The following is a 25,917-nucleotide window of genomic DNA, read 5'->3' as shown; positions in this document are numbered from 1 at the left end:
TTTGGTATCACTACGTTTACCTAAACTTTCATTTAGATAAAACAACACAACTTCTTTAAAGCGCCAAAAAAAGCTCCAAATTTCTTTAGAGCTTCCTAGCATTATTGCGGTCTGGACGGGACTCGAACCCGCGACCTCCGCCGTGACAGGGCGGCATTCTAACCAGCTGAACTACCAGACCGTTGCGTTAATGCGAGTGCAAATATACACTGCATTTTCAATTTCACAAATATTTTTTGCGATTTTTTGCAAATATTTTTCATCACTTAAACTTTCCACGCTCTACCATGTATGTTGTCAGGATCTTATCAAAATTTTTATTAATATCTGCCTCAACATATTTAATCTGATATTGCCCACATTTAAGTCGCAAAGCTTCAAAATAGGAACTCACAGCCTTTTCATAAGCCTCTTTTACGTTTTCAGGATACATATTTATGTGCGCACCTGTTTCAACATCTACAAATTTCTTTGGCGTGTTATCAAAATCGAACGTCACTTCTTTTTCCTTATCAAACACATGAAACAAGACCACTTCGTGCTTTTTATGCTTTAAATGCCGAAGCGCTTCAAACAATTTAGTCTCATCAGTAGTGGTTTGGAACATGTCCGTAAAAAAGAAAATCAAAGATCTGCGATGGATCTTTTCTGCAATTTGATGCAAATACGCATAGGTCTCCGTCTGCCTGTTTATAGGTTTAACGGTTACTGTTTTACTCAATTCGCTCAATAACATCTGATGGTGGCGCTCACTACCCTTCTCTGGAGCATAATACTCATAAGCATCACTATAAATACTCATCCCTACAGCATCACGCTGCTTTTTAAGAATGTGCATCAAACTCGCGGATGCCAAGGCCGAAAACGCAATTTTGTTCAAATGATCAATCGTAAACGACTTCATTTCCGGATAATGCATGGAACTGCTATTATCGATAATCAAATGGCAACGCAAATTGGTTTCCTCATCATACCGTTTGGTAAAAAGCTTATCAGTTTTAGCATACAATTTCCAATCGATATGCTTGGTACTTTCCCCTTGATTGTAAATTTTATGCTCAGCAAATTCCGCCGAAAACCCATGAAACGGACTTTTATGCATCCCCGCAATAAAACCTTCCACGACCTGCTTGGCGAGAAGTTCGAGGTTTTTAAAACCTCCTGTTTTATTGAGTTCTGCCTGTAAATTCATTGAATTAGATATGAGACCGCTTTGCTTTTAGTATTAAGTATTAAGATTATGGATTAAGAAATCGATGTTTCGTTCTTAATCCACAATTAGCTGATCCAATGTGTTCGGACAGCATTTCACGTCACTAATTATAAAGAAATGTCAGTTCGAGTGTTTTTAAATACCCTGCTATTTGGCAGGGTATTTAAAAATATATCGAGAACCTTTAATTGTTGTCTCAAGATTCTCGATATATGTTTCATATGGTTCATTACAAAACAAACACTCCAATAGCTATTATTTCAAAACTTTATCCACAATACCGTACGCCACAGATTCTTCAGCGCCCATCCAATGGTCACGGTTAAAATCTTTCATGACTTTTTCTAAGGCCTGTCCACAGTTTTCCGCTAATAAACGCGCACTTAATTCTTTAGTTTTTAGGATTTCCTGAGCAGTAATTTCAATATCACTCGCAGGTCCACGTGCACCACCACTTGGCTGGTGAATCATAACACGTGCGTGCGGCTGAATAAAACGCTTGCCTTTTTCTCCTGCCGACAATAAAATGGATCCCATTGATGCTGCGAATCCGGTACAGATAGTAGAAACGTCACTTTTTAGAGATTTCATACAGTCATAAATAGCAAACCCTGAAGTAACATAACCGCCTGGACTATTAATATATAAATGAATGTCTTTAGTGTCTAAAGCATCCAAATACATCAAACGGTCAATGACATGTTTTGCAGACTTGTCATCCACTTGCCCCCAAAGGAACACTTTACGCTCTTCTATCAACTTGCTATCAATAGCATCTTGTATTTTCTTTTTATCGCTCATTATTCTTGATTTTTTATCTAAATTAAAAAAAGGTTTACCATTACAGCAAACCTTTTATCATTTTATCTGATTATTCTATTTTTTACTAACAGTCAAAACATCATAGTCAACTAATGCACATTCAATTATGGCTTAAGTCAGATGCTTTATACTGTTAAAAACGATCTATAAAAGGCCGTCAATAGCGTCAGTGTAAGCATTTTTAGGTGCTACACCTACTTGTCTTCCTACAACTTCTCCGTTTTGGAATACCAATACAGTTGGAATGTTACGCACACCATATTTGGCAGCAAACTCCTGATTTGCATCAACGTCAACTTTACCAACAATAGCTTTGCCGTCATATTCTTCACTGATTTGGTCAATGATTGGTCCAACCATTCTACAAGGTCCACACCAAGCAGCCCAGAAATCTACCATTACTGGTTTATCACTTTTTAAAACCAATTCTTCGAAGTTTGCATCTGTTATTTCTAATGCCATATTTTCTATACTTTAATTTGTTTTACTTTAGTTTAATGTACAAAATTAGTCAAAAATTTTAGCAATCCTTACACGCTTAACATTTGTTTTGGTTATCGTTGGATGTGTGCTAGTTATGACAACTTTTTGAGCGTATTTACTAGACTTTCCATCAAACCTGTCCGTCTGCTAATTCGGGTAATTTTGCTGATAAAACATGCAACAAAAAGAATGCCATTGCAATCCCTTAAGCAAATTCCCCACCAAGATACCTTAATTCAACTTATAATACACATCCAGATTATTCAATTCATCTAATAATTCCTGAGAAATTTTCACCTTTTGCCTTCTACTTGGCATGTGCAGTTTCATTTTCTCCTCATTATCATAAACCACAAAATTCAACGCGTGGTTGCCTTCATGCATTCTGAAAATTTCATCAAGCGCCTTAATCTTACTTTCTTTCAGTTCTTTAATATCTAATTGAACGGACAACTTCTTCGCATAGGTATCCATCACATCATGAAGCAATTGGAAACTTGTAAACTGCAATCTCGGCTCACTCTTCTTGCCCGTATCTTTATTGGTCCACCCTTCTTTTACATACACTTTTACATACACAAAAGAACTTCTCACCAAAAAATGTCTGAACCTCAGATACTCTTCTCCAAAAATTCGAAATTCAAAACTATCTGTATAATCTTCTATCGTAAACATGGCCCAACCCTTGCCCTGCTTGCTGACACGATGCTGCACATCAGTAACCACACCGCCAAAAGTCAATTCTCTATTCACATAAGGCTCAAGATCTGAAAAGAGCGCTAATGCCGCATTACAGAAGGTTTTCATCTCAATTTTAAAATCGTCCAGTGGATGTCCGGAAATATAAATCCCCACCACTTCGCGTTCTTGAGCTAATTTTTCCATCGTTCCCCATTCTTCACATGGTGGCACCAATGGCTCTGCAATTTGCACATTACTGGCATCTCCAAATAAACTTACCTGAGCAGAATTTTCATTTTCTTGATGTTTACTACCATACTTAATCGCTTTCTCCAAAAAGGTAATGCCATCACCTTCATCCTGAAAATACTGCGCTCTATGGGTATCCGTAAAACAATCAAATCCACCAGCCAAAGCGAGATTTTCAAAAGCCTTCTTATTGGCCGCTCTTAAATCAACACGCTTTGCAAAATCAAAAATCGATTTGTAATGCCCATCTTTTCTACGGTTTTCCACGATAGTCATTACAGCACCTTGTCCCACACCTTTAATAGCTCCCATTCCAAACCGAACGGCATTATCTTGATTTACGGAGAATTTATAATAGGATTCATTAACGTCTGGCCCAAGTACATTTAGCTTCATACGTTTACATTCCTCCATAAAGAACGTCACCTGTTTGATGTCGTTCATATTATTACTCAATACCGCAGCCATATACTCTGCTGGATAATGCGCTTTTAAATAGGCAGTTTGATAGGCAATCCACGCATAACACGTAGAATGCGATTTGTTAAAGGCGTAACTCGCAAATGCTTCCCAGTCTTTCCAGATTTTCTCTAATTTTTTAGCGTCATGACCTTTTGCAGCTGCTTGGGTAATAAATTGAGGTTTCATCTTGTCCAAAACCGCAATCTGCTTTTTACCCATTGCCTTACGCAAAACGTCGGCTTCACCTTTGGTAAACCCAGCTAATTTTTGCGACAGCAACATCACCTGCTCTTGATAAACCGTAATTCCGTAGGTTTCCTTAAGATACTCCTCCATTGCAGGAAGGTCATATTCTATTTCTTCCTCCCCATGTTTACGTCTTGTAAAACTTGGGATATACTCCATCGGACCTGGTCGGTACAAGGCGTTCATCGCAATTAAATCCTCAAAAACAGTAGGTTTTAATTCCTTAAGGTGTTTTTGCATCCCCGGCGATTCATATTGGAATACTCCAACAGTTTCACCTTTTTGGAACAACTCGTAAGTAAGTTCGTCATCTAACGGAAAGGTATCCGGATCGAGTAAAATATCGTGTTTTGCTTTCACGATTTTTACGGTGTCCTTAATAAGCGTCAAGGTTTTTAATCCCAAGAAGTCCATTTTCAGCAATCCGGCATCCTCCACCACAGAGTTGTCAAATTGGGTGACATACAAGTCAGAATCCTTAGCTGTTGCCACCGGAACGAACTTCGTAATATCATCTGGCGTGATAATCACCCCACAGGCATGAATCCCCGTATTACGCACCGAACCTTCCAGCATTCGCGCCAAATTAACGGTTTCAGATTCCAATCCTGAACCTTCAGCAATATTGAGAAGCTCGTTTACTTTTTCTAAATCTTCAGCTCTAAAAGCTTTACTCAGTTGCTTTTCATCATACCCAAATATTTTGCCCAATTTGGACATGGTTGGGATCAACTTCGCAATTCTATCCGCATCAAAAAGTGGTAAATCTAAAACCCTCGCGGTATCTCTAATGGACGATTTAGCCGCCATTGTTCCATAGGTGATGATTTGTGCCACCTGGCTACTACCATACTTTTTGATGACATAATCCATGACTCTACTTCGGCCTTCATCATCAAAATCGATATCGATATCAGGCATGCTGACACGATCAGGATTTAAGAAACGCTCAAAAAGCAGATTGTACTTTAAGGGATCAATATTGGTAATTTTCAAACAGTACGCAACTACGGACCCTGCTGCTGAACCACGACCTGGTCCCACAGAAACATCCATATTTCGTGCTTCCCTGATAAAATCTTCAACAATAAGGAAATACCCCGGATAACCGGTGTTTTCAATAACGCTCAACTCGAAGTCGAGACGTTCTTTAATTTCATCTGTAAGTTCTACATAGCGTTTTTTAGCACCTTCATAAGTAAGGTGACGTAAATAAGCGTTTTCCCCTCGCTTCCCTTTATCAATTAAATCTTCTTCATGCTTAAACTCGTCAGGAATATCAAAGGCAGGTAATAAAACGTCTCGCGCCAACTCATAAGCCTCAATTTTGTCAACCACCTCCTGAATATTGGAAATAGCATCCGGCAAGTCCTTGAAGATCCTTTTCATCTCTTCGGACGACTTAAAATAATATTCTTGGTTTGGCATTCCGTAACGGTAGCCACGGCCACGCCCTATTGGCGTTGACTGTTTTTCACCATCCTTAACACACAATAAAATATCATGTGCATTCGCATCTTCTTTCTTACAGTAATAGGTGTTGTTGGTAGCCACCAACTTGATATCATGTTTTCGAGCAAAGTCTACCAATACAGGGTTCACACGATTTTCATCTTCCTGGTTATGGCGCATTAACTCAATATAAAGATCATCGCCAAACTCGGCTTTCCACCAAAGCAAAGCTTCTTCCGCTTGATTTTCACCAACGTTCAAAATCTTACTTGGAACCTCTCCATAGAGGTTTCCCGTAAGGACAATCAGATCTTCTTTATACTGCTGAATCAGTTTTTTATCAATTCTCGGCAAATAGTAAAACCCATCCACAAAGGCATGAGAGGACAATTTTGCTAGATTATGGTAGCCTTTCTTGTTCTTTGCAAGTAATACAATTTGATAGCCGTTATCTTTTCTGCTTTTATCCTTGTGGTCTTCACACACAAAAAACTCACACCCCAAAATAGGTTTAATAATTTTTTCCTTTGGAGTTTCACCGCGTTCTACAGCGGTTTTATTTCTGGCTTCAACACCTCTATTATGGTTACTTACCGCTTTGGCAAAGTGAAAAGCACCCATCATGTTAGCGTGATCCGTAAGTGCTACCGCTGGCATATTATGTTCTGCCGCTGCCGCCACTAAATCAGGAATACTAATGGTAGATTGGAGTACGGAAAACTGAGAGTGATTGTGCAAATGCGCAAACTCAACCTCTTTTAATTCTTTTATATTTTGAGCAATCTCAGTTTTTGAAGGCTCATCAGCTTCCTGCAGGGCTTCAATCTGTTTTTTGATTTTGGCACTTTCCGCCTTAAGATTGATATGCTTTAGGCCAATCAGCTGAATCGTTGCAGGGTTTTCCCTTTTGAAATTTTCAAAATAATCCGATGGCGCATCCAACTGCTCCACCGTATATTCTTCACGTCTCACCAACTCTAAAAAACAACGCGTAGTGGCTTCAACATCGGCAGTAGCATTATGCGCTTCTGCGAACGGCTGATTAAAAAGATACTGATGCAACTCCGTTAAGGTTGGCAATTTAAATTTACCATAACGCCCACCAGGAAGTTGACATAAGGTGGCGGTATGCTCCGTACAGGTATCTAAAACAGGAAGTTCCTGTAAAACATTTGCAACATTTTCACGATAGAATTCGGCGCCCATGATGTTCAAGTCGAACCCGACATTCTGACCTACCACAAACTTGGTTTTTGCTAAGGCAGCATTAAATTTCTCTAATACTTCCGCTAATGGAACTCCTTGTTGTTGGGCAAGTTCAGTAGAAATACCGTGAATCTTTTCAGCATCATAAGGGATATTAAAGCCTTCAGGTTTCACCAAATAATCTTGATGCTCAATGCAATTACCCATAGCATCATGCAATTGCCATGCAATTTGAATGCATCTTGGCCAATTGTCAGTATCACTAATGGGTGCATCCCAACGTTTTGGTAATCCTGTGGTTTCAGTATCGAAAATTAAATACATGCTTTGTAATCTGTAAGTTGTGAGTTATTAAATAACATTGTCGTTTCTTTCTATAAAATCTTGCACTTTAGATCAATTTTGATCTCTGTGGGTCGTGCTTATTCCTCTGCATTCAAAGGAACGCACTTTTCAGTAGCTGCTAGCATTTCGGCTTGTATTGACCAAAAACCGACACTACTGATTATCAAATCGTTAAAATATGATTTTTTTCAAAAGAAAAGTTTTTAAAATTACACATTATTAACGCTTTTTGAAACATAAGTTATAAACAGTGTGAAATACTTGTGCCTAGCTTTTAAATCCATTAATTAAGATTTAATACATCACAACGACATAGTCAGTGGAGTTTCAAAAAGTTAGACATAATTTGATTTCAAACACATTCTTATCCTCAATTAACACGAATATATTCGTCAAAAAAGAAATATCAAATCGCCCACAAATTCATATAACACACTAATTTAAAGACACCTATAAATGTAAATAAATCACATTTAGGCCAATCAAGAAAATCATAAAAAGACTACTTTATTTACAATAAAATATCCACGAATACAAATTTTATAGTATCTTTGCCCACTTATTAATAATAGAGGTCGCGAACCTCACTAATTAATTTTTTATGGCAGTTAAAATTAGATTACAAAGACGTGGTAAAAAAGGGAAACCTTATTTCTGGATTGTTGCAGCTGATGCACGTTCAAAAAGAGATGGTAAATTCTTAGAGAAAATCGGAGCTTACAACCCAACCACAAACCCAGCAACTATCGAATTAAACGTTGATGATGCTGTTAAATGGCTTCAAAATGGTGCACAACCTACTGATACGGCAAGAGCAATTTTGTCTTACAAAGGTGCCATGTTGAAAAATCATCTTGCAGGTGGTGTTAGAAAAGGTGCTTTAACTGAAGAGCAAGCAGAAGCGAAATTCGCAGCTTGGTTGGATGAAAAAGCAAGCAAAATTGACGCTAAGAAAGATGGTTTATCTAAAGCGCAAGCAGAAGCTAAAGCAAAAGCTCTTGAAGCTGAAAAAGAAGTAAACGCTAAGCGTGAAGCTGAGGCTGCAAAGTTAGCTGCTGAGGCAGAAGCTACTGAAGTTGAAGCTACTTCTGAAGAAGCTCCAGCTGAAGATGCTGAAACAAAAACAGAAGAATAAAGAATTTATTTTTTATACTTTTAAAACTCCGATATGACCTATCGGAGTTTTTTGTTTTAAATAGTATCCTCATCAAATTTAAAGAATCCCTCAACTTAATACTTCTTACAAAGGAATCCTCAAGATTACTTGTTAAATAGTTGCACCAAAAGTTATCTTTGCAAAAGCTAAAAGGCAATAAAAAAAAATTCCATGTTAAAAAAAGACTGCTTCTACGTTGGTAAAATTGTAAAAAAATACAGTTTTAAAGGTGAATTATTGATAAAGTTGGACACCGATGAACCAGAGATTTATGAAGATTTGGATTCTGTATTTATAGAACTTCGCAATAATTTGGTGCCCTTTTTTATCGAATCCTCTCAATTTCATAAATCTGAATTGTTACGTGTAAAATTTGAAGATGTCGATACAGAACAAGATGCGGATGCACTTTTAAAGTGTGATATTTATCTTCCTTTAGAATTCCTTCCTAAGCTAGATGGCAATAAGTTTTACTTTCACGAGATTATTGGTTTTACCGTAGAGGATGTCAACTTTGGAACCGTCGGGATTGTAAAATCGGTTAACGATTCTACTGCCCAGGCACTTTTTGAAATTGACCGTGATGGCGTCGAAATTTTAATCCCGCTAAATGATGCATTTATCAAGAATGTAGACAAAAAGAACAAAGTGATTGTGGTGGATACGCCTGAAGGCTTGATTGATCTGTACCTACAATAATTCGCCGCAGCTTATGAAACCTTTTCAATTCAAACATTTCGCTGTAAACCAAGATCGATGTGCCATGAAAATTGGTACAGATTCAGTATTGTTGGGCGCTTGGACGTCTGTAGATGCAAACCCCTTCTCCATATTGGATATTGGCGGCGGCACTGGAGTCTTGTCCCTGATGATGGCGCAGCGCAGTAATGCCGAACTTATTGATGCCATTGAAATAGATGATGCAGCTTACGAACAATGCGTCGAAAATTTTGAGCAATCGCCGTGGGCCGACCGACTCTTTTGTTACCATGCGGCGTTAGATGAGTTTGTGGAAGAATTCTATGATGAAGAATCGGGCATGGAAGACACCTACGATTTAATTATCTCCAATCCGCCGTTCTATACGGACGATTATAAAAGTGAGAATGAGCAGCGCGATTTGGCGCGATTTGCTGACGCCTTGCCTTTCCGAGAATTGATTGAAAGTGTTTCGAAATTACTTTGCAAAAAAGGCGTGTTTTCGGTGATCATTCCATTTTCAGAAGAGAAAGATTTTATCGTTTTAGCTTCCAAAGAGCATCTTTATCCTAAGCGGATTTTAAGAGTTAAAGGCACTCCGGATTCAGAAATAAAACGCAGTTTAATTGAATTTTCATTTCTTGAAACTGAATTAGAACCGCAGGAATTGATTATCGAAACCGCTAGACATCAATACACTGACGCTTATATTGCACTTACCAAAGACTTCTATCTCAAAATGTAATTTTAAAATTGTGAACTGATAACGATTTCGTTACTTTTGTGTTTGACTAAAATTAAATTCAAAAGCATGAAGCCAGATTTGTTCCAAGCACCAGATTATTACAATATTGATGAGTTGCTAAATGACGAACACCGTTTAGTACGTGATGCCGCAAGAGAATGGGTAAAACGTGAAGTATCACCAATAATTGAGGAGTATGCCCAAAAAGCAGAATTCCCAAAACAAATCATAAACGGACTTGCTGAAATTGGCGCCTTCGGACCTTATATTCCTGCTGAATATGGTGGTGCAGGACTTGACCAAATTTCTTACGGATTGATCATGCAAGAAATTGAGCGTGGCGATTCTGGCGTTAGAAGCACCGCTTCAGTGCAGTCGTCATTAGTGATGTATCCTATTTGGAAATACGGTAACGAAGCACAACGTCAAAAATATTTACCAAAACTTGCAAGCGGTGAATGGATGGGAAGTTTTGGACTTACCGAGCCTGACCATGGAAGTAACCCTGCAGGAATGACCACCAATTTTAAAGATATGGGCGACCATTATCTTTTAAATGGTGCAAAAATGTGGATTTCTAATGCGCCTTTCTGTCAAGTAGCTGTAGTTTGGGCGAAAGATGAAACTGGGCGTATCCACGGATTAATTGTAGAACGTGGTATGGAAGGTTTTACAACCCCAGAAACACACAACAAATGGTCATTAAGAGCTTCTGCAACAGGAGAGCTTATTTTTGATAATGTAAAAGTTCCTAAAGAAAATTTATTACCAAACAAATCCGGTTTAGGCGCACCACTTGGCTGCTTAGATTCTGCGCGTTATGGTATTGCTTGGGGAGCAATTGGCGCTGCAATGGACTGCTATGATACTGCTTTAAGATACAGTAAGGAACGTATGCAATTTGGAAAGCCAATTGGGCAGTTCCAATTGCAACAAAAGAAATTGGCTGAAATGATTACTGAAATCACCAAAGCACAATTATTAGCATGGAGATTAGGTGTAATGAGAGAAAACGGAACAGCAACTTCTGCACAAATATCTATGGCGAAACGTAATAATGTGGATATGGCCATCAACATTGCCCGTGAAGCACGTCAAATGTTAGGCGGAATGGGAATTACTGGCGAATATAGCATTATGCGCCACTCTATGAACCTGGAAAGCGTGATCACTTATGAAGGTACTCACGACATCCACCTATTGATTACAGGCTTGGATATCACTGGTCTGAACGCTTTTAAATAACAGACAGTTCATTCAGAAATCAAGTGATTTAATTAAACTCACTTTTTATAAAACTAAAAATGCTTCTCATCAGAGAAGCATTTTTTTTATTTAAATATGAAAACAGAAAGGTTTTAAATTCTCAATGAATTCTTATGATTCAGGCGCTAATTCCACTTCCAAACCTTCCATTTCAGGAGTTATTTGAATCTGACACCCCAATCTCGAATTGTCCTTCACATAAAACGCTTCAGAGAGCATTGCTTCTTCGTCGTCTTGCATTTCAGGAAGTTCCGTATCGCTCACTACATAACATTGACAAGATGCGCACATGGCCATTCCGCCGCACACACCAATTGTGCCTTCAGGAGCCAATTCATAACTCCTAACCACCTCCATAAGGTTCATAGCCATATCAGTTGGCGCTAACACAGTATGTAACACACCTTCTCTATCGGTAATTTTTATGGTAATATCTTGTTCCATTATTAATCGATTGCTTTAACCACTTGCTTTGGTGCTTCTTTGCGAGTCCCATCAAAGCCATTAACACCACTAACTGTAGTATATTTTAGGACATATTTCTTACCTGGATTGATAATCTGATAGGCTGCCTGACACATTAAAGTTGCCTCATGGAACCCACACAAAATCAATTTCAATTTCCCTGGATAGGTGTTTACGTCACCAATGGCAAAAATCCCAGGAATATTCGTTTGATAATCTAAAGCGTTGTTCACCACAATCGCGTTCTTTTCAATTTCAAGTCCCCAATTGGCAATAGGCCCCAGTTTAGGAGACAATCCGAATAATGGAATAAAATGATCACACTCCACTTCAAACTCTCTTTCGATGTTTTTAGACTGCGCAACAACCACTGCGTCCACCTTATGATCTCCTACAACATTAATAACCTCAGCAGGCGTAATAAGATCTATTTTACCTTGGTTCTTCAATTCTTGAACCTTGTCCACAGAATCTAATGCACCTCTAAACTCATTACGTCTATGGATTAAAGTCACTTTTGAAGCGATATTGGATAGGTAAATACTCCAGTCTAAAGCAGAATCGCCACCTCCAGAAATAACCACACGTTTATTGCGATACATTTCAGGATCCTTGATAAAATATTCAACGCCTTTATCTTCAAAATAAGCGATATTATCTATGAGAGGTTTACGAGGCTCAAAACTTCCTAATCCACCCGCAATTGCAACCACAGGCGCCTGATGTTTTGTACCCTTATTGGTGGTAACAATAAAGCTACCGTCCTCTTGTTTTTCGATAGTTTCTGCGCGTTCTCCTAATGTAAATCCAGGTTCAAACTGCTTACATTGTTCCATGAGATTATCCGTCAAATCTCCCGCCAATACTTCAGGAAAACCAGGAATATCGTAAATCGGTTTTTTAGGATAAATTTCGGAACACTGACCACCTATTTGTGGTAAGGCGTCAATCAGATGGCATTTTAATTTTAATAATCCGGCTTCAAAAACAGCAAATAATCCTGTTGGTCCGGCACCAATAATAAGTATATCTGTTTTAATCATATATAGACCCAAAAAAACGGGTGACTCATTTAATTCAACTTCATTTTTATACGCAAAAATCCAATTTATAGGGCTTAAATTTTATGATATTCATCATATTTAAAACCCTGCGGAATTGCATATCCTACTCTAATTTTTCTTTGTTAATGACAGAAATTAAGCTTCAACATTAATGACGTGTTCAATTTGCGGTGCGTATTTTTTGATGGTCATTTCAACACCAGACTTTAACGTCATTTGATTGACGGAACATCCTACACAAGCACCTTCCAATTGCACACGTACTAATTTATCATCTTCAATGGATAACAACGCAATATCGCCTCCATCACTTTGAAGAAATGGACGTATTTCATCAAGTGCTTTTTCAACATTTAATCTCAATTCTTCAGATGTCATCTTTATCATTTTAAGGTATTAACGAAACTATTATAACGTGTTTTCGCTTATTTCTTTACAGCTGAACAACCAGCCATTGTAGTTATTTTTATCGCTTCTGTAGGCGGTAAGTCGTCATTACGTCTCACAACTTCCTGCACTACATTTTGAGTAATTTTCTCAAAAGCCGCTTGTAATGGTGTTGCGGTTTGCATTGCTGCAGGACGCCCAACATCACCAGCCTCACGAATGCTTTGTACTAAAGGTAGTTGCCCTAAAAATGGTACTTTTAAATCTTCAGCTAAGTTTTTAGCACCCTCTTTTCCGAAAATATAATACTTGTTTTCCGGTAATTCTTCAGGTGTAAAATAGGCCATATTTTCAATGATTCCTAACACTGGTACGTTAATGCTTTCCTGTTGGAACATCGCTACACCTTTTCTAGCATCAGCCAAAGCAACGTTTTGTGGCGTACTCACAATAACGGCACCCGTTATAGGTAAGGATTGCATAATGCTCAAATGAATATCTCCGGTTCCTGGAGGTAAATCGATAAGCATAAAATCTAACTCGCCCCAATGTGCATCGAAAATCATCTGATTTAGAGCTTTTGCCGCCATTGGTCCACGCCATACTACGGCTTGGTTTGGTTGTGTAAAAAATCCGATGGATAAAATCTTAACGCCATAGTTTTCTACAGGTTTCATTTTAGATTTTCCGTCGATGTTAACCGCCAATGGACGCTCTTGTTCTACATCAAACATGATCGGCACAGAAGGTCCGTAAATATCAGCATCAAGAATTCCTACTTTAAAACCCATTTGAGCTAAGGTAACCGCCAAGTTTGCTGTTACTGTAGATTTACCAACACCACCTTTACCAGATGCTACTGCGACAATATTTTGAATTCCAGGAATCGCTTTCCCTTTAATGCTGTTTGCCAAAGATTTTGCAGGCGCCTCAACTTTTACATTGACCGTAATTTTTGCCTTTTCATACACCTTATCATGAATGGCTTTCATGATTTCAACTTCAGTTTTCTTTTTAGCCTGTAGACTAGGATTGTTTATGGTAATATCAACGATAACTTCGTCTGCAAACGTTACCACATTTTTCACGGCACCACTTTCAACCATATTTTGTCCTTCACCAGGAGCAGATATGCTTTCGAGCGCTTTATAGATATCTTGTTTATGTAATTTCATGTGTTTTGAGATGCTAAAAATTAAATACCAAATACGATTTTATGAAGTCGATTTAATATTCATTCAATGAATTAATTAAGAATCATTCTAAAGTGCAAATATAATTAATATAGATGGAAGAAGGAAGCCGGAAGCACGAAGATTTCTATGGTAAGATTGAGGAATTCTATGGAATACAAATAGATAACTTCCCGTGATTTTCATCTGAACTTAGTGCTGAAAATCTTCAAGAGACTCACTTGGATCCCAAAACACTTTGTCGAAATCCTGAACTTGATTGTCCTTAACAATGATCCCTTCACTTTCCAATAACTGTTGCATTAAATTGGTGCCTTCAAAATGATGCTTTCCTGTAAGCAAGCCCTTTCTATTGACCACCCGATGGGCAGGAACATTTTTTACTACCGAACCATTTAATGCATAACCCACCATTCTGGCACTTCTTGCCGCTCCTAAATAATTGGCAATGGCACCATAATTTGTGACCCGGCCATAAGGAATCAGTTTTGCCACCGCGTACACTTTATCAAAAAAATTGAGCGTTTCCGGTTTCATAATTCCCTTAAAATATTGACTAATGTCACAACGGCGATGATGCCCGTTATGGATCCTATAATGTAATTCATGTTTTTCTGCGAAGTCAGATTCTTGTTTTTGATTTTATCAAAAAAGAAAATATACATGTACAACATCACAAACGTTCCACATACCGCTCCGGAAACATAAGATATGATCATGCTTTTATTGAATTCCAACCAACCAAACGACGCCAAAGTAATGGTCATATAGGCTTGGTAAGGAATAGGAAATACATTGATGGCAGATAGAAATACGCCGTGGAAAAACCGGCTGTGTTTACTTTTAGATTGTGGGTCAATTTCGGTCTTGGAAGTTGCCTTCGCAATCAGCAGATAATACACCGTAATCAGCACAAATATAACCAATGCAACCCGTTGTAACACCTTAACTACATCTGGGTGATTGGTTAAATACCGCGCAAACATAGCGGCAATATAGGTTTGCAAAAACACAATGACACAAACGCCAATGGAGAACATAATCCCTCTTACGTGGCCTTCTTTAAGACTTATTTTTGCAGCTGTCATATTCAACAATCCGGGTGGAATAACACCTACAAGGGCGATAATCATCCCGAGAAAAAATATGACCGTAATATTCAAGGTTATTTAATTTTAAATCTAATATAGGTAATTGCTTTATTCTTTTCTAAATACTGACCTTCATAGTAGGTCTGTATCTCAGTAACCTCAGCAGGGCTACCTTCTTGCTTGTACACATTATGGTTTGCGTAAAGCACCTCATGTCCCGCTCCGTGCAATAAGCCCAACGTATAGCCGTGCATGAATTCGCTGTCCGTTTTTAAGTGGACCACACCTTCCGGTTTAAGGATGGATTTGTAACGTGCCAAAAATGTAGCATTGGTCATACGATGTTTGGTACGTTTGTATTTTATCTGCGGATCTGGGAATGTGATCCAAATTTCATCCACTTCATTTTCACCAAATGCATGATCAATAAGCTCTATTTGCGTTCTTAAAAAAGCAGCGTTAGGAATGCCGTCTTCAATCGCCGTTTTAGCACCTCTCCAAAAACGAGCGCCTTTAATATCAATACCAATAAAGTTTTTGTTAGGATATCGCTTCGCTAATTCCACAGTGTACTCACCTTTTCCACAGCCTAATTCAAGGACTAAAGGGTGTTCGTTTTTGAACACTTCCTTATTCCACTTCCCTTTTAATTGAAATTCACCATCAACTAGTTCATCTCGTGTTGGCTGATAAACGTTCGAAAACGTCTCATTTTCTCTAAATCTTTTGAGTTTATTTTTACTTCCCACTGTCTTATTGTTTGATTTCTTATTTAAAATTGAAGTTTGATTACGTCCAAACGTACATTCCTTTAAGATTTGGCAAAATTAAGGAAATATATGGAAGCCATTATATTCTTATCTTTGAATGTTATGAGAAGTTTTCAAGGGTATTTCAATTTAGGTGATAGGTTGTAATAGTTCCTTTGTAAAACGTGTCAAATTAACAAACCTACAGATTTGTAAAATACAGATTCGCGCCTAAATTGAAGATAAAAAAAAGGATATTAATTGCGCCTCTCAATTGGGGATTGGGTCATGCAGCGCGATGTATTCCCATAATTAACGCACTTCTCACACATAATTTCACGCCGATTATTGCCAGCGATGGCGCTGCATTATCACTTTTAAAGAAAGAGTTCCCCGAATTGGAATCGGTTGAATTGCCCTCTTATAATATCAGGTATTCCAAAAATGGCGACTTTTTAAAGTTGAAACTTTTGATGCACACTCCCAGGATTATTAAAACTATCCGATTGGAACAACTCGCAATTGAACGTATTGTAAAAACGCATGCCATTGACGGAATTATCTCCGATAATAGGTTTGGAGTGTTTCACAAGGATATTCCGTCTGTTTTTATAACGCATCAATTAAAAGTGCTGAGTGGAAATACGACTAGGTTGAGTACAGCAATTCACCAAAGAATCATCAAAAAGTTTGATGTGTGTTGGGTTCCTGACTATGCGGGCGAGCCCAATTTGAGCGGAACCATGGGACATATCGAAAATGCAGAGTTAAATATCACCTATATCGGTCCGTTAAGCAGATTTCAAAAATCGGCCGCTCCTACTGAGTATGAAATTATGGTTCTTTTATCTGGCCCTGAACCTCAGCGGGAAATTTTGGAGAAAAAATTGCTCACAACATTCAAGGATTATAACGGTAAAGTCCTTTTCGTCAGAGGTGTCATGGGAACTGAACAATCCTGCCATACTTCTAATAATATGACGGTTTATAATTTCATGACCACAGAAATGCTCGAAAAATCTCTTAACACTAGTAATTTGATTATAGCACGATCCGGATACACGACGCTTATGGATTTAGCGAAGTTGGGGAAAAAAGCTTTTTTCATTCCGACTCCAGGTCAATTTGAACAAGAATATTTAGCCAAGACAATGACTGAAAACAATTGGGCTCCGAGTTGTAACCAGCAGGAGTTTAGTCTAGAGAAACTAAAAAGTATACATGATTTTAATGGGTTTGAACTGATGGACGAAGAGATAAACTATAAGACCTTATTTCGCCTTTTCGAGCGTGAATGAGAATTCGCTCCCTACACTAAGTTCACTTTCAATATAGATTTTTTCATCGTGCGCTTCAATAATGTGCTTCACAATGGCCAATCCTAAACCTGAACCGCCTTCTTTACGCGAACCACTTTTATCGACTCTATAAAACCGTTCAAAAAGTCGTGGAATATTAGCTTTTGAGATGCCTTCGCCATTATCAGTAACTCTGACAATCACTTTATTTTTGATTAAATTCTCGATACTAATTTCAGTAGTCCCTTTTATCCTCCCGTACTTAATGGAATTAACCACAAGGTTGGTCAACACCTGACGGATACGTTCTTTGTCCGCTTTTACCATGATAGGGTTAGGATAGGTCATATCAAAAGTAAGCGTGATTTTTTTCTTGGCAGACTTCATTTCCAATAATTCAAAAACGCTGGCTACCAATTCAACTATATCAAAGGTTTCGACATTCAAACTTAAATCACCTACCTCCAACTTGGTAATCATGTCCAAATCCTGAACAATATATATCAATCGTTCTACGCCCTTATTAGCTCTCTCGAGATATTTTTCTCTCAGTTTTTCATTATTCATGGCGCCATCCAACAACGTCAGGATGTAACCTTGCACAGTAAATAATGGTGTTTTTAACTCGTGGGATACATTTCCTAAAAATTCTTTACGGTACTCTTCCCTAACTTTAAGGGTCTCAATTTCGAGCTTTTTATCTTTAGCGAACTTATCAATTTCTTGCGTAAGCGTCGCCATATCTGTAGTGATGGGCTGTTTACGTAATGAAGCAGACTCCAACAGAGTCAAATCGTCATAGATTTTCTTGACCCGTCGGTAAATAAAACGTTCTACACGATATTGGATAATGAAGAATGAGGTGATATACACTAATGCAGAAAAACCCAATAAAATCCACAGGTTAAACGCTTGCGAGACCAAAAGCGCAACAGCCATAAGTAAGGTTACCACTATGGTTATATAGAGCGCTGTTTTTGTGGCAAATTTATAGGACTTCTTTACGGGTTCTTTCATTAGTCAACAAACTTGTAGCCGACACCTTTTACAGTCTTAAAGCAGTCATCGCCAATTTTTTCGCGCAACTTTCGGATATGCACATCAATGGTTCTTCCACCAACAACAACCTCGTTGCCCCATACTTTTTCTAAGATCTCTTCGCGTTTAAATACTTTATTAGGCTTGGTTGCTAACAAAGATAGCAATTCGAATTCCTTTCTTGGCAGAATTATCTCTTCACCTTTATTAGAGATTTTATACTCCTCACGGTTGATAATCAATTTCCCGATTTTCAAAATCGCTTCTGAAGTTTCCTCCTCCTTTATACGCCTAAGTAACGCCTTTACCTTACTCGTTAACACTTTCGGCTTAATAGGTTTGGTAATATAATCGTCAGCACCAACATCAAATCCTGCCATTTGTGAGTAATCCTCACTTCTCGCGGTCAAAAAGGTGATGATGGTATTGCTTAATTCTGGAATTTTACGAATTTGCTCGCATGCTTCAATACCGTCCATTTCAGGCATCATAACATCCAAAATGATAAGCTGCGGCCGTTCCTTTTTCGCCCTTTTAACGGCTTGGACACCATTTTCTGCAGTGATGATTTGATAACCTTCCGCGGAAAGGTTATAACCTATTATTTCTAAAATATCTGGCTCATCGTCAACCAACAGTATTTTTATGTCCTTATTTTTCATGTGTGTTATTCAATTATAAGGTAAAGATAATATTATTAACAGATACTTGAAAAAACTTAAACATTGGTAACGTTATGTTAACCCAAAGGAAACAATTGATTAATTTTTAGGCAAAAAATAATTGTTTAACAAATTTATGGTACGGGTTTTGTAATAATTTATTACTTTTATTAAAAGCTTTTATTTGATGAAAAACTACTTTTATTTTCTTTTATTGATGATTGGCCTTGGCTTTGGCTTAAGTAGTGTTGCCCAAAGTACACCTTCAAAAATGGGCGCTTCAAATGATATTGTGGATTTAGCAATATATCCAAACCCTGTAAGTAATGGGAAAATCACTATCACCTCAAATAAAAATCAAACGAAACAAGTAGAAATCTATGATGTTTTGGGCAAAAAAATCCTCTCCAATTATCTTTTTGGAAAAGAATTAAACATTTCAAAATTGACACCAGGCATTTATATTTTAAGAATAAAAGAAGGCAATAATACGGCCACTCGAAAACTGGTAGTACGATAGTTTGACTCCACAAACGGCTTGCTCTTTCAAAGAAATCAGTGATAACATAACTACATTATAAAAATAATCGAAAAGTGCTCTCTTAATTGAATAGCGCTTTTTTTATTTTCTATATTTTTGCGGTATGATTAGGATGAGCACTATTTTTAATATTCAAACACAAGCCGAATTTGAATTGGCAAGTTTGGAGGTTTTCAATTTTCAGTTTAAAAACAATCCCGTGTACCGTTCATTCTGCGACTTGCTATACATTCATCCGAGTGATGTAAAACGAATTGAGGACATCCCGTTTTTACCGATTCAATTTTTTAAATCGCATGATGTTTTAAGCAGTACTGAGCCGGTTAAACAAATTTTTACCAGTTCAGGAACTACAGGAGCGCTGACAAGCAAACATCAAGTAACAGATGTTTCTATATATGAAGAAAGCTTTAGGCGTGCGTTCTCCCATTTTTATGGCGCTATTGAAGAGTATGTGGTTTTAGCTTTGTTGCCTTCCTATTTGGAGCGCGAAGGCTCTTCATTGATTTATATGGTTGAAGATTTGATTAAACACTCTCAACATCCGGAGAGCGGTTTTTATCTTCATAATCTTGACGAACTAAAAGATATAGTAACCTCGTTAGATGCTCAAGGCAAAAAGGTGTTGCTTATTAGCGTCTCATTCGCGCTTTTAGATTTAGTAGAAACGCATCAATTTCAGCTAAAAAACACCATCATTATGGAAACTGGTGGTATGAAAGGCAGACGAAAAGAATTAGTCAGGGAAGAACTTCATGCCATTTTGCAAGAAGGTTTTGGTGTAAAAGCAATCCATAGCGAATATGGAATGACAGAACTTCTCAGTCAAGCTTACTCTAAAGGCCATGGTGTTTTTGAGTGCCCTAAATGGATGCAGATCATAACAAGGGATCCTGAAGATGCACTCACCATTCTTCCAAAAAATAAAACTGGCGGTATTAATGTAATTGATTTGGCAAATATCAATTCTTGTGCATTTATCGCCACTCAAGATTTAGGAAAATTACTACCTGATAATCGCTTCGAAATCATAGGACGTTTCGATAACTCAGACATCAGAGGTTGTAACCTCATGGTATTATAATTCTGTGTTAAAGTCTGTAATGAAAAAGTACGTTAACCGACTGACCCAATAGTTAAAAGGCTGACTCTTGGTTAGGAAACCAAAGAAAGTATTCTATAAGAAAAAGAGAAGTTTTTAAGTTGATTAGTTGGTTTTTTAAACGCCTGATTGAAGTTTTCTTCATCAGGCGTTTTTTATATAACCGAGATTTTTAGGATAAAATCCCTTCTGTGAACTTGATCTTAAGCAGTCACTTTTATAATGTAGGTATTTTTCTTCCCTTTGTTAAGAATGATATAGGTATCATTAATTAAATCATCAGAAGACAATATATAATCTTCGCCTACCTTTTCTTTATTCACGGAAATTGAATTTTCTTTTAATGCACGACGCGCTTCACCATTAGAATTCAGGAAGTTCGTTTTGGCTGCCAATGCCGCAATCATATCCACACCTGCATCAAATTCCGCTTTTGAAATTTCCGCCGAAGGGACACCTTCAAAAACTTCTAAGAACATGGATTCATTCAAAGTTTTAATATCTTGCTTAAAACTGCTGCTAAATAAAATGTTCGAAGCTCTTTCAGCATTTTCAAAATCTTCTTTTGAGTGCACAAAGGTGGTCACTTCCTCAGCCAATCGTTTTTGTAAAATACGTAAATGTGGCGCTTCTTTATGTTCAGCAATTAAGCTCTCAATAGTTTCTCTATCTAAAAAAGTGAAAATCTTAATGTATTTCTCAGCATCTTCATCGCTTGTATTCAACCAAAATTGGTAGAATTTATAAACTGAGGTTTTATCAGCATCCAACCAAATATTCCCACCTTCACTCTTACCAAATTTAGAGCCATCTGCTTTTGTAATTAACGGACAGGTCATGGCGTAAGCTTTTGCTTCTTCACCAACATTCATACGTCTAACCAACTCAGTTCCGGTCGTGATATTTCCCCATTGGTCACTTCCTCCCATTTGCAAAGCAACATTATGGTGCTTGTGTAAATGGTAAAAATCGTATCCTTGAATCAGTTGGTATGTAAATTCCGTAAAGGACATTCCCACACTTCCCTCTTCTCCTGAGAAACGTTTTTTAACGGAATCCTTAGACATCATATAGTTGACCGTAATACGTTTACCAACATCTCTAGCGAAATCTATGAATGAGAAATTTTTCATCCAATCATAATTATTCACTAAAACTGGTGCGTTTTTTTCGCTGGAATTGAAATCTAAAAATCGTGATAAAACCGACTTTATTCCCGCTACATTTTTCGCCAATGCGACCTCATCAAGCAAGTTACGCTCATCGCTTTTACCAGAAGGATCACCAATCATTCCCGTTGCACCACCAACCAATGCATAAGGTTTATGGCCCGCTTTTTCCAAATGCACCAAAAGAATAATAGGAACCAAGCTCCCAATATGTAAAGAATCAGAAGTTGGATCAAAGCCTATATATGCACTTGTCATTCCATTATTGAGTTGCTCTTCCGTTCCAGGCATGATATCGTGGACCATCCCTCTCCATCTTAAATCTTCTACAAATGCGTTTGTCATGAGTTTTTTTATTAATTTTTTCTAATTCGGCAAAGATAAACATCACTAGAGAATTAGGAATTAATATCTAATAATTCTTTATTTTAGTCTCATGATATTAGTTACAGGAGGTACAGGATTGGTGGGTTCCCACTTGCTTTATAAAATATTGGAAACCAATACTAAAGTAAAAGCAATTTACAGAAGGGAGCAGAAATTAGATTTGGTAAAAAATGTCTTTTCATACTACACTGAAGACGTTGAGTCCCTTTACAACAAAATAGAATGGATAGAAGCTGACATTACTGACATACCCGCTTTGCAGGAGGCTTTTAACGGTGTAGATTATGTTTATCACTGTGCCGCTTTTGTGAGTTTTGAACCAAATAAATATTTAGAACTCCGCAAAATCAATATTGAAGGCACTGCAAATGTGGTGAATCTTTGTATTTCAAACCGCATCAAAAAACTGTGCTATGTCAGTTCTATAGCTACCATTGGCCATCATCAAAATCCGGAGCAACTCATTACCGAAGAGACGTATTGGAGTCAAGAGGATGACAACAGTATTTATGCCATTACTAAATATGGTGCCGAAACGGAAGTTTGGCGTGGTTCTCAAGAGGGCGTTGATGTAGTGATTGTTAATCCGGGAATTATTATCGGGCCAGGATTCTGGAACAGTGGTGGCAGTAGCAGTCTGATTAAAAAAGTTTATAAAGGCATGCCTTATTACACCAACGGAATTACTGCTTATGTAGATGTGGATGATGTCGTAAAAGCCATGATTTTATTGATGCAAAGCGATATAAAAAATGAGCGCTTTATTGTTATTTCCGAGAACCTATCGTTTAAGGATTTTCTACAGCAAACAGCCATAGCGCTTAAAGTAAAGCCGCCATCAAAACAAGCTACAGCTTTTATTCTGGCAATAGGTTGGCGATTGGATTGGTTACAACATCTGTTTACGGGCAAACGCCGTAGACTTTCAAAACAAGTGACCAATAGCGCAAAAAGCATCAAAAAATATGATGCTTCAAAATTAAAAAATGCGTTGGATTTTCAATTCAAGCCAATGGCTACTTCCATAAAGGAGACCGCCGACTTATTTCTACGAGATTTAGAAAAGTAGTCTTATTGCTGCGGTAAAGGAGCATCTAACCCTATAAGGGAATCATTCTTCTTCTTTTTGGCGGCATTGATGGAATCCTTTACATTTTGCTCCTTTACATTCAGTTTTTCGTAGAAGTCCTTATTTTTTTCTAGTTTCTTTTTTACAGTTTCTATGATTGCTAAATAACCTTCCGTGTCATACGCATAATAAGTGTTGCTTTCGGCAAATTGTAAACTGTCAATATCGTATTTCTTATAGAGATATTCTAACGGCATGATTGCGTTCGCCTCCAACATTTTCCTATTGACACCTTTGGCCGCATTTAAAATGTACAAATCATACATGATCTCTGACATTTTCTCCTTCCCGATTAAATTTTTAGGCTTTTTTGGTTTATCAATACCATTACACCCCAATAACAACATCAGAATTATTATGTAACTAAAATATTTCATCGGTTAAAAGTTAGTCGTTTTCCGGCTTTAACATCTAAAAACTTGAAATTCTTATATACTAATGCTCCGTTTACAAAAGTGTGGGTAATTCTCGATTTAAACAACGTGTTCTCAAATGGAGACCAGCCACATTTATAGAGAATATTGTCTTTTTTTACGGTCCAAGGACTGTTAATATCTACAATAGCCAAGTCAGCGTAATATCCTGGTTTCACATAGCCGCGTTTTTCAACCTGAAATAAAATGGCAGGATTATGACACATTTTCTCAGCAATTTTTTCTAAACTGATTTTACCGTTGTGATACGCTTCAATCATAGCAACCAATGCATGTTGTACTAACGGTCCGCCAGATGGTGCTTCAGTATAAATATTCTTCTTTTCCTCTAAAGTATGTGGTGCGTGGTCAGTTGCAACCACATCAATACGACCATCTAAAAGCGCTTTCCACAGTTCATCACGGTCATTTGCGGTTTTTACTGCAGGGTTCCACTTAATTAAACTGCCTTTTTTCTTATAATCTTCATCACTAAACCAAAGGTGGTGAATACAGACTTCAGCAGTAATTTTCTTATCTTTTAAAGGAATTTTATTCGTGAATAATTTGGTTTCCTTCGCTGTCGACACATGAAAAATATGCAAACGCGCTCCCGTTTTCTTAGCTAACTCAATGGCTTTAGACGAGGAAATATAACAAGCTTCCGCACTTCTGATATCAGGATGGCATTCCATAGGAATATCATTACCATATTTTTCAATATGTTCTTCAAGGTTTCTTTTGATGGTGGCTTCATCTTCACAATGTACAGAAATCAACATGTCCGTACTTTTGAAAATCTTTTCCAATACCTCAGTATTATCCACCAACATATCGCCTGTAGACGATCCTAAAAACAACTTAAGACCAGCTACATTTTTAGAATCCACTTTTAAAACTTCTTCTAAATTGGTATTCGTACCGCCAAACATAAAGGAGTAATTGGCATAAGATGAATTTGCAGCAATTTCAAATTTTTCCTCAAGTTTTTCAATAGTTGTAGTCTGAGGCACCGTATTTGGCATTTCAATAAAAGAAGTAATTCCCCCAGCAACTGCTGCTCTAGATTCAGATTCAATGGTTGCCTTATGAGTTAATCCAGGCTCTCTAAAGTGCACTTGATCATCAATAACTCCTGGAAACACATAATTACCTTCAACATCAATAACGACAACATCCGGTGATTTTGCACTAATTCTGGTGTCTATTTCTTTAATAAACTCGCCTTCAATTAATATATCTCCTTCAAAAATATGTCCTTCATTAACAATTTTAGCATTTTTTATTAGTACCGTTCTTGCTTTCATGTGTTTATTTCTATTGTTTTTTAACGGACACATGCTGTTCGCAATTAATCATTCCCTTGGGTGGTGATTTTTTTAGCATGCTCGTCTCATATTACTTGCCAAATAGGCTTTTAAATTTCATGTTTATAACTCCAAAAATAGCTTCAGAAATAATGCCACTGCTCATTTTTGATTTTCCTTTTGCCCGATCCGTAAATATCACAGGGACTTCTACAATATTAAAGCCTTTTAAATGTGCTTTGAATTTCATTTCAATCTGAAACGCGTAACCCACAAACTTAATGGCATCCAAATTAATAGTCTCTAACACCTTCTTTTTATAACAAACAAAACCTGCGGTAGTGTCTTGAATTCTCATTCGTGTTATAAAACGCACATATTTAGACGCAAAATAAGACAGCAATATTCTGTTCATTGGCCAATTGACCACATTAACGCCTGTAATGTACCGAGAACCAATGGCGACGTCAGCACCTTCATTGGCACACGCCGTATAGAGTTTTACTAAATCGTCCGGGTTATGGGAGAAATCAGCGTCCATCTCAAATATATAGGCATAATCTTTTGCGAGACACCATTTAAATCCCTCAATATAGGCAGTCCCTAAGCCTGTTTTATTCTTTCTTTTCAGCAAAAATAATCGATCAGGAAACTCCGCTTGAAGCAGCTCGACTTTTTCAGCCGTCAAGTCTGGTGAACTGTCATCTACCACCAGTACATCAAAAGCTTTATCCTGCGAAAAAACCGCTAAAATAATAGCTTCAATGTTTTCAATTTCATTGTAGGTTGGAATGATGACAATAGCGTCTTTCATTTGGTAGAAAATTTTAGCAAAAGTAAGTTTTTTTAAAAGATTAATTTTATTGAAATGAACAGATAAAATATTCTTTATAATTT

General features: G+C 37.5%; 25 protein-coding genes and 1 tRNA gene. 8 read left to right on the top strand and 18 right to left on the bottom strand.

What is annotated here, in order from left to right; all coding sequences use genetic code 11:
• Window positions 1-107: 107 nt before the first annotated feature.
• The 5 genes from Q0947_RS13395 to dnaE all read right to left on the bottom strand — a co-directional run bounded on the left by Q0947_RS13395 (window position 108) and on the right by dnaE (window position 7,138).
• A tRNA-Asp gene (locus Q0947_RS13395) sits at window positions 108-181 on the bottom strand.
• Window positions 182-262: 81 nt separating this feature from the next.
• Window positions 263-1,192 carry a DUF58 domain-containing protein gene (locus Q0947_RS13390; RefSeq protein WP_299398651.1) on the bottom strand — a complete coding sequence of 310 codons (930 nt, stop codon included), beginning with the start codon at window positions 1,190-1,192 and terminating at the stop codon, window positions 263-265.
• Between the two features lie 276 nt (window positions 1,193-1,468).
• Complete coding sequence (locus tag Q0947_RS13385) at window positions 1,469-2,014, bottom strand: ATP-dependent Clp protease proteolytic subunit (protein ID WP_299398649.1); 546 nt, start codon at window positions 2,012-2,014, stop codon at window positions 1,469-1,471.
• A gap of 165 nt (window positions 2,015-2,179) precedes the next feature.
• The gene (trxA, locus tag Q0947_RS13380; protein ID WP_299398646.1) at window positions 2,180-2,497 is read right to left on the bottom strand and encodes a thioredoxin; all 318 of its coding nucleotides are present in this window, start codon (window positions 2,495-2,497) and stop codon (window positions 2,180-2,182) included.
• 252 nt (window positions 2,498-2,749) lie between these two features.
• The gene (dnaE, locus tag Q0947_RS13375; protein WP_299398644.1) at window positions 2,750-7,138 is read right to left on the bottom strand and encodes a DNA polymerase III subunit alpha; all 4,389 of its coding nucleotides are present in this window, start codon (window positions 7,136-7,138) and stop codon (window positions 2,750-2,752) included.
• Between the two features lie 622 nt (window positions 7,139-7,760).
• On the opposite strand from dnaE, the gene Q0947_RS13370 reads away from it, so the two are divergent.
• From Q0947_RS13370 to Q0947_RS13355, 4 genes are all read left to right on the top strand, one after another.
• On the top strand, window positions 7,761-8,294 hold the full coding sequence (locus tag Q0947_RS13370; RefSeq protein WP_299398641.1) for a 30S ribosomal protein S16: 534 nt from the start codon (window positions 7,761-7,763) through the stop codon (window positions 8,292-8,294).
• A 192-nt stretch (window positions 8,295-8,486) separates the two neighbouring features.
• Window positions 8,487-9,014 carry a ribosome maturation factor RimM gene (rimM, locus tag Q0947_RS13365; RefSeq protein WP_299398636.1) on the top strand — a complete coding sequence of 176 codons (528 nt, stop codon included), beginning with the start codon at window positions 8,487-8,489 and terminating at the stop codon, window positions 9,012-9,014.
• Between the two features lie 13 nt (window positions 9,015-9,027).
• Window positions 9,028-9,759 (top strand): methyltransferase, encoded by a 732-nt coding sequence (locus Q0947_RS13360; protein WP_299398633.1) that lies wholly within the window; start codon window positions 9,028-9,030, stop codon window positions 9,757-9,759.
• Window positions 9,760-9,825: 66 nt separating this feature from the next.
• Window positions 9,826-11,004 (top strand): acyl-CoA dehydrogenase family protein, encoded by a 1,179-nt coding sequence (locus Q0947_RS13355; RefSeq protein WP_299398631.1) that lies wholly within the window; start codon window positions 9,826-9,828, stop codon window positions 11,002-11,004.
• 132 nt (window positions 11,005-11,136) lie between these two features.
• On the opposite strand, the gene Q0947_RS13350 is transcribed toward Q0947_RS13355, so the two are convergent.
• The 7 genes from Q0947_RS13350 to trmB all read right to left on the bottom strand — a co-directional run bounded on the left by Q0947_RS13350 (window position 11,137) and on the right by trmB (window position 15,974).
• Window positions 11,137-11,469 carry a 2Fe-2S iron-sulfur cluster-binding protein gene (locus tag Q0947_RS13350; RefSeq protein ID WP_299398627.1) on the bottom strand — a complete coding sequence of 111 codons (333 nt, stop codon included), beginning with the start codon at window positions 11,467-11,469 and terminating at the stop codon, window positions 11,137-11,139.
• A gap of 2 nt (window positions 11,470-11,471) precedes the next feature.
• Window positions 11,472-12,533, bottom strand: coding sequence for an NAD(P)/FAD-dependent oxidoreductase (locus Q0947_RS13345; RefSeq protein WP_299398623.1), 1,062 nt, complete (start codon window positions 12,531-12,533; stop codon window positions 11,472-11,474).
• Window positions 12,534-12,689: 156 nt separating this feature from the next.
• Window positions 12,690-12,932 carry a NifU family protein gene (locus Q0947_RS13340; RefSeq protein ID WP_299398619.1) on the bottom strand — a complete coding sequence of 81 codons (243 nt, stop codon included), beginning with the start codon at window positions 12,930-12,932 and terminating at the stop codon, window positions 12,690-12,692.
• A gap of 47 nt (window positions 12,933-12,979) precedes the next feature.
• Entirely contained in the window at window positions 12,980-14,116 is a 1,137-nt protein-coding gene (locus Q0947_RS13335; RefSeq protein WP_299398616.1) for an Mrp/NBP35 family ATP-binding protein, read from the bottom strand.
• 210 nt (window positions 14,117-14,326) lie between these two features.
• Window positions 14,327-14,671, bottom strand: a complete 345-nt coding sequence (locus Q0947_RS13330; protein ID WP_299398612.1) for an MGMT family protein — start codon at window positions 14,669-14,671, stop codon at window positions 14,327-14,329.
• Window positions 14,668-15,297, bottom strand: a complete 630-nt coding sequence (locus Q0947_RS13325) for a LysE family transporter (protein WP_299398607.1) — start codon at window positions 15,295-15,297, stop codon at window positions 14,668-14,670. The genes Q0947_RS13330 and Q0947_RS13325 overlap by 4 nt, the downstream gene beginning before the upstream one ends.
• Before the next feature lie 2 nt (window positions 15,298-15,299).
• The gene (trmB, locus tag Q0947_RS13320) at window positions 15,300-15,974 is read right to left on the bottom strand and encodes a tRNA (guanosine(46)-N7)-methyltransferase TrmB (RefSeq protein WP_299398603.1); all 675 of its coding nucleotides are present in this window, start codon (window positions 15,972-15,974) and stop codon (window positions 15,300-15,302) included.
• A 236-nt stretch (window positions 15,975-16,210) separates the two neighbouring features.
• Between trmB and Q0947_RS13315 the strand changes: the two genes are divergently transcribed.
• Window positions 16,211-17,272: a glycosyltransferase gene (locus Q0947_RS13315; RefSeq protein WP_299398599.1), complete on the top strand. Its 1,062-nt coding sequence runs from the start codon at window positions 16,211-16,213 to the stop codon at window positions 17,270-17,272.
• On the opposite strand, the gene Q0947_RS13310 is transcribed toward Q0947_RS13315, so the two are convergent.
• Window positions 17,246-18,289, bottom strand: a complete 1,044-nt coding sequence (locus tag Q0947_RS13310) for an ATP-binding protein (protein ID WP_299398595.1) — start codon at window positions 18,287-18,289, stop codon at window positions 17,246-17,248. The two genes, Q0947_RS13315 and Q0947_RS13310, sit on opposite strands and share 27 nt — an antisense overlap.
• The gene (locus Q0947_RS13305; protein WP_299398591.1) at window positions 18,289-18,972 is read right to left on the bottom strand and encodes a response regulator transcription factor; all 684 of its coding nucleotides are present in this window, start codon (window positions 18,970-18,972) and stop codon (window positions 18,289-18,291) included. The genes Q0947_RS13310 and Q0947_RS13305 overlap by 1 nt, the downstream gene beginning before the upstream one ends.
• A gap of 187 nt (window positions 18,973-19,159) precedes the next feature.
• Here Q0947_RS13305 and Q0947_RS13300 point away from each other — a divergent pair, with 187 nt between their 5' ends.
• Window positions 19,160-19,492, top strand: coding sequence for a T9SS type A sorting domain-containing protein (locus tag Q0947_RS13300; protein WP_299398586.1), 333 nt, complete (start codon window positions 19,160-19,162; stop codon window positions 19,490-19,492).
• 124 nt (window positions 19,493-19,616) lie between these two features.
• Entirely contained in the window at window positions 19,617-20,597 is a 981-nt protein-coding gene (locus Q0947_RS13295) for an acyl transferase (RefSeq protein WP_299398582.1), read from the top strand.
• A gap of 221 nt (window positions 20,598-20,818) precedes the next feature.
• Here the strand turns inward: Q0947_RS13295 and tyrS are convergent, their stop codons facing one another.
• A complete protein-coding gene (tyrS, locus tag Q0947_RS13290; protein ID WP_299398578.1) occupies window positions 20,819-22,129 on the bottom strand; it encodes a tyrosine--tRNA ligase in 1,311 nt (436 codons plus the stop codon).
• A gap of 91 nt (window positions 22,130-22,220) precedes the next feature.
• Between tyrS and Q0947_RS13285 the strand changes: the two genes are divergently transcribed.
• Entirely contained in the window at window positions 22,221-23,240 is a 1,020-nt protein-coding gene (locus Q0947_RS13285; RefSeq protein WP_299398574.1) for an NAD-dependent epimerase/dehydratase family protein, read from the top strand.
• Window positions 23,241-23,242: 2 nt separating this feature from the next.
• Here the strand turns inward: Q0947_RS13285 and Q0947_RS13280 are convergent, their stop codons facing one another.
• The 3 genes from Q0947_RS13280 to Q0947_RS13270 all read right to left on the bottom strand — a co-directional run bounded on the left by Q0947_RS13280 (window position 23,243) and on the right by Q0947_RS13270 (window position 25,834).
• Window positions 23,243-23,677, bottom strand: a complete 435-nt coding sequence (locus Q0947_RS13280; RefSeq protein ID WP_299398570.1) for a DUF4296 domain-containing protein — start codon at window positions 23,675-23,677, stop codon at window positions 23,243-23,245.
• Window positions 23,674-25,020, bottom strand: coding sequence for a dihydroorotase (locus Q0947_RS13275; RefSeq protein WP_299398566.1), 1,347 nt, complete (start codon window positions 25,018-25,020; stop codon window positions 23,674-23,676). The genes Q0947_RS13280 and Q0947_RS13275 overlap by 4 nt, the downstream gene beginning before the upstream one ends.
• 91 nt (window positions 25,021-25,111) lie before the next feature.
• Window positions 25,112-25,834, bottom strand: a complete 723-nt coding sequence (locus Q0947_RS13270; protein ID WP_299398563.1) for a polyprenol monophosphomannose synthase — start codon at window positions 25,832-25,834, stop codon at window positions 25,112-25,114.
• Between the last annotated feature and the right edge of the window lie 83 nt (window positions 25,835-25,917).

The sequence above is a fragment of the uncultured Gelidibacter sp. genome, assembly GCF_947500795.1.
GTDB lineage: Bacteria > Bacteroidota > Bacteroidia > Flavobacteriales > Flavobacteriaceae > Gelidibacter.
This window is presented reverse-complemented; position numbering and strand designations above follow the sequence as displayed.

Bases quoted from the DNA above. Each gene is read 5' to 3' on its own strand.
- Q0947_RS13310 (WP_299398595.1), bottom strand. From the start codon at position 18,289: ATGAAAGAACCCGTAAAGAAGTCCTATAAATTTGCCACAAAAACAGCG.
- Q0947_RS13390 (WP_299398651.1), bottom strand. From the start codon at position 1,192: ATGAATTTACAGGCAGAACTCAATAAAACAGGAGGTTTTAAAAACCTC.
- Q0947_RS13270 (WP_299398563.1), bottom strand. From the start codon at position 25,834: ATGAAAGACGCTATTGTCATCATTCCAACCTACAATGAAATTGAAAAC.
- Q0947_RS13345 (WP_299398623.1), bottom strand. From the start codon at position 12,533: ATGATTAAAACAGATATACTTATTATTGGTGCCGGACCAACAGGATTA.
- Q0947_RS13335 (WP_299398616.1), bottom strand. From the start codon at position 14,116: ATGAAATTACATAAACAAGATATCTATAAAGCGCTCGAAAGCATATCT.
- Q0947_RS13305 (WP_299398591.1), bottom strand. From the start codon at position 18,972: ATGAAAAATAAGGACATAAAAATACTGTTGGTTGACGATGAGCCAGAT.
- dnaE (WP_299398644.1), bottom strand. From the start codon at position 7,138: ATGTATTTAATTTTCGATACTGAAACCACAGGATTACCAAAACGTTGG.
- Q0947_RS13350 (WP_299398627.1), bottom strand. From the start codon at position 11,469: ATGGAACAAGATATTACCATAAAAATTACCGATAGAGAAGGTGTGTTA.
- Q0947_RS13360 (WP_299398633.1), top strand. From the start codon at position 9,028: ATGAAACCTTTTCAATTCAAACATTTCGCTGTAAACCAAGATCGATGT.
- Q0947_RS13355 (WP_299398631.1), top strand. From the start codon at position 9,826: ATGAAGCCAGATTTGTTCCAAGCACCAGATTATTACAATATTGATGAG.
- Q0947_RS13280 (WP_299398570.1), bottom strand. From the start codon at position 23,677: ATGAAATATTTTAGTTACATAATAATTCTGATGTTGTTATTGGGGTGT.
- Q0947_RS13385 (WP_299398649.1), bottom strand. From the start codon at position 2,014: ATGAGCGATAAAAAGAAAATACAAGATGCTATTGATAGCAAGTTGATA.
- Q0947_RS13285 (WP_299398574.1), top strand. From the start codon at position 22,221: ATGATATTAGTTACAGGAGGTACAGGATTGGTGGGTTCCCACTTGCTT.
- trxA (WP_299398646.1), bottom strand. From the start codon at position 2,497: ATGGCATTAGAAATAACAGATGCAAACTTCGAAGAATTGGTTTTAAAA.
- Q0947_RS13275 (WP_299398566.1), bottom strand. From the start codon at position 25,020: ATGAAAGCAAGAACGGTACTAATAAAAAATGCTAAAATTGTTAATGAA.
- Q0947_RS13340 (WP_299398619.1), bottom strand. From the start codon at position 12,932: ATGACATCTGAAGAATTGAGATTAAATGTTGAAAAAGCACTTGATGAA.
- rimM (WP_299398636.1), top strand. From the start codon at position 8,487: ATGTTAAAAAAAGACTGCTTCTACGTTGGTAAAATTGTAAAAAAATAC.
- Q0947_RS13330 (WP_299398612.1), bottom strand. From the start codon at position 14,671: ATGAAACCGGAAACGCTCAATTTTTTTGATAAAGTGTACGCGGTGGCA.
- tyrS (WP_299398578.1), bottom strand. From the start codon at position 22,129: ATGACAAACGCATTTGTAGAAGATTTAAGATGGAGAGGGATGGTCCAC.
- Q0947_RS13295 (WP_299398582.1), top strand. From the start codon at position 19,617: ATGATTAGGATGAGCACTATTTTTAATATTCAAACACAAGCCGAATTT.
- Q0947_RS13370 (WP_299398641.1), top strand. From the start codon at position 7,761: ATGGCAGTTAAAATTAGATTACAAAGACGTGGTAAAAAAGGGAAACCT.
- Q0947_RS13300 (WP_299398586.1), top strand. From the start codon at position 19,160: ATGAAAAACTACTTTTATTTTCTTTTATTGATGATTGGCCTTGGCTTT.